The organism is Variovorax sp. 01T439_2, assembly GCF_056398445.1.
Window position 1 is genome coordinate 1 of sequence record NZ_JBFTPJ010000812.1, and the last position, 2,744, is coordinate 2,744.

Genomic DNA, 2,744 nt, shown 5'->3' on the forward strand with positions numbered 1-2,744 from the left:
GCGCAGCGGCGCAGCGGCCACGCCCGCCGCCCGCCGCGCGCGCGCGCTGCGCTGGGCCGTCGGCGTGGGCGCCGCGCTGGTCACGGCCATCGGCCTGGTGCTGATGTTCCTGCTGGCCCAGGCCACCAACAACCGCGCGCTGTACGAGCGCTACTACGTGCGGCTGTTCGGCATCAACGTGGTGGTGGCGGTGCTGCTGGTGCTGGTGATCGGCTGGGTCGCCTTCCGGCTGCTGCGGCGGCTGCGCCAGGGCAAGTTCGGCAGCCGCCTGCTCATCAAGCTGGCGGCCATCTTCGCGCTGGTGGGCGTGGTGCCGGGCGCGCTGGTCTACGTGGTGTCCTACCAGTTCGTGGCGCGTTCGATCGAAAGCTGGTTCGACGTCAAGGTGGAAGGCGCGCTCGACGCCGGCCTGAACCTCGGCCGCGCCACGCTCGACTCGCTTGCGGACGACCTGGCCGCCAAGACGCGCGTGGCCAGCGCCCAGCTGGTGCAGGTGCCCGACGCGAGCGCCGGCCTCGTCCTCGAGCGCATCCGCGACCAGCTCCAGGCCAGCGACGTGGTGCTCTGGACCGGCACCGGCCAGCTGGTGGCCGGCGCCGGCGCCTCGCGCTTCCAGCTCAACCCCGAGCGGCCGACCACCCAGCAGCTGCGGCAGGTGCGCGCCGACCGCGCCATCGCCCACATCGAGGGCCTGGACGAAACCGCGGCGCCGGGCGCCAACGTGCCGCCTGCCAGCGTGCGCGCCCTCGCGATGGTGCAGCGGCCGGGCTTCGATTTCGATACCGCACCGCGCTTCCTGCAGGTGACGCAGCCGCTGCCGCCCGCGGTGGTGGCCAACGCACTCGCCGTGCAGGAGGCCAACCGCGAATACCAGGAGCGGGCCTTGGCCCGCGAGGGCCTGCGGCGCATGTACATCGGCACCCTCACGCTGAGCCTTTTCCTGGCCGTGTTCGGCGCCGTGCTGCTGGCCGTGCTGTTCGGCAACCAGCTCGCGCGGCCGCTGCTCGTGCTGGCGGACGGCGTGCGCCAGGTGGCCGGCGGCGACCTGCGGCCGACCGCCGTGCTGCAGGGCAAGGACGAGCTGGGCGGCCTCACGCGCTCCTTCGCCGTCATGACCCAGCAACTGGCCGATGCCCGCGGCGCCGTCGAAAAGACCATGGGCCAGCTCGACGCCGCGCGCGCCAACCTGCAGACCATCCTGGACAACCTGACCTCCGGCGTGATCGTGCTCGACGCCAAGGGCACCATCCTTTCCACCAACCCCGGCGCCACCCGCGTGCTGCGCGCGCCCCTGGCTGCCTACGAGGGCATGCCGCTCGCCCAGGTGCCCGGGCTCGCGGACTTCGGCAACAGCGTGCAGCAGCAGTTCGACGAATTCCAGGTCGAGCGCCTGCAGCACGGCCTGGACCACTGGCAGCACGCCTTCGAGCTGCATGCCAGCGGCACCGACCTGCCGCAGCAGGACAGCGCCATCAACATCGTGGCGCGCGGCGCCGAGCTGCCGGGGGCCGCGCGGCTGCTGGTGTTCGACGACATCTCCGAAATCGTCTCCGCCCAGCGCGCCCAGGCCTGGGGCGAAGTGGCGCGCCGCCTCGCCCACGAGATCAAGAACCCGCTCACGCCCATCCAGCTCTCGGCCGAGCGGCTCGAAATGAAGCTCTCGGGCAAGGTCGCGCCGCCCGAGCAGGCCGTGCTCGTCAAGTCGGTCAAGACCATCGTCGACCAGGTCGACGCCATGAAGCGGCTGGTCAACGAATTCCGCGACTACGCCCGCCTGCCCGCGGCCGACCTGAAGCCGGTCGACCTCAACGCGTTGCTGGCCGACGTGCTCCAGCTCTACAGCGCCGAGAACGCGCCCATCGCGCTGCGCTCCGAACTCGACGAGCGCTGCCCGCCCATCCGCGGCGACGCCCAGCAGATCCGCCAGGTCATCCACAACCTGCTGCAGAACGCCCAGGACGCCGCCGAGGCCGCCGCCAGCACCACCGGCCGCGCCGGCGAGGTCGTCATCCGCACCCGCCTAGGCGATTCGGGCCAGCGCGTGCGCCTCACCGTGCAGGACAGTGGACCGGGCTTTGCCGAGAACATCCTCAAGCGCGCGTTCGAGCCCTACGTCACCACGAAAACAAAAGGTACAGGTTTGGGACTGGCCGTGGTCAAGAAGATCGCGGACGAGCACGGCGCGCGCATCGAGCTTTCGAACCGCGTTGTCGATGGGGCTGTAGCAGGGGCGCAAGTCTCGCTATCATTCGCGCTGGCAGGCGAGCCGCAAACAGCGGTCGCTCACACCGAAGATCCGAAGTCTTCCGCCGCCTGAGCGTGAAACAAACCCGTCGCGCGCAGACGATGGGGCGGCTGGCGGACCCTACACACATTGCAGATACCGGCGCATACAACAAGCAGCACTCATGGCAAACATTCTCGTGGTCGATGACGAGCTGGGCATTAGGGACCTGCTCTTCGAAATTCTCAATGACGAAGGCCACAACGTGGAGTTGGCGGAAAACGCGGCCGAGGCACGCGCAGCGCGGCAGCGCGCACGACCCGACCTCGTGCTGCTCGACATCTGGATGCCCGACACCGACGGCGTCACGCTGCTCAAGGAATGGTCCACCGCCGGGCTGCTGAGCATGCCCGTCATCATGATGAGCGGCCACGCCACCATCGACACCGCCGTCGACGCCACCCGCATCGGCGCCTTCGCTTTCCTTGAAAAACCCATCACGCTGCAGAAGCTCCTGAAG

The 2,744-nt window shown here is 69.8% G+C and carries 2 protein-coding genes; both read left to right on the plus strand.

What is annotated here, in order from left to right; all coding sequences use genetic code 11:
- Positions 1-2,317 (plus strand): sensor histidine kinase (locus AC1DOC_RS28185; RefSeq protein ID WP_478130969.1); only part of this gene is annotated, 2,317 nt, incomplete at its 5' end.
- A 91-nt stretch (positions 2,318-2,408) separates the two neighbouring features.
- Positions 2,409-2,744 (plus strand): response regulator (locus tag AC1DOC_RS28190; protein WP_478130970.1); only part of this gene is annotated, 336 nt, incomplete at its 3' end.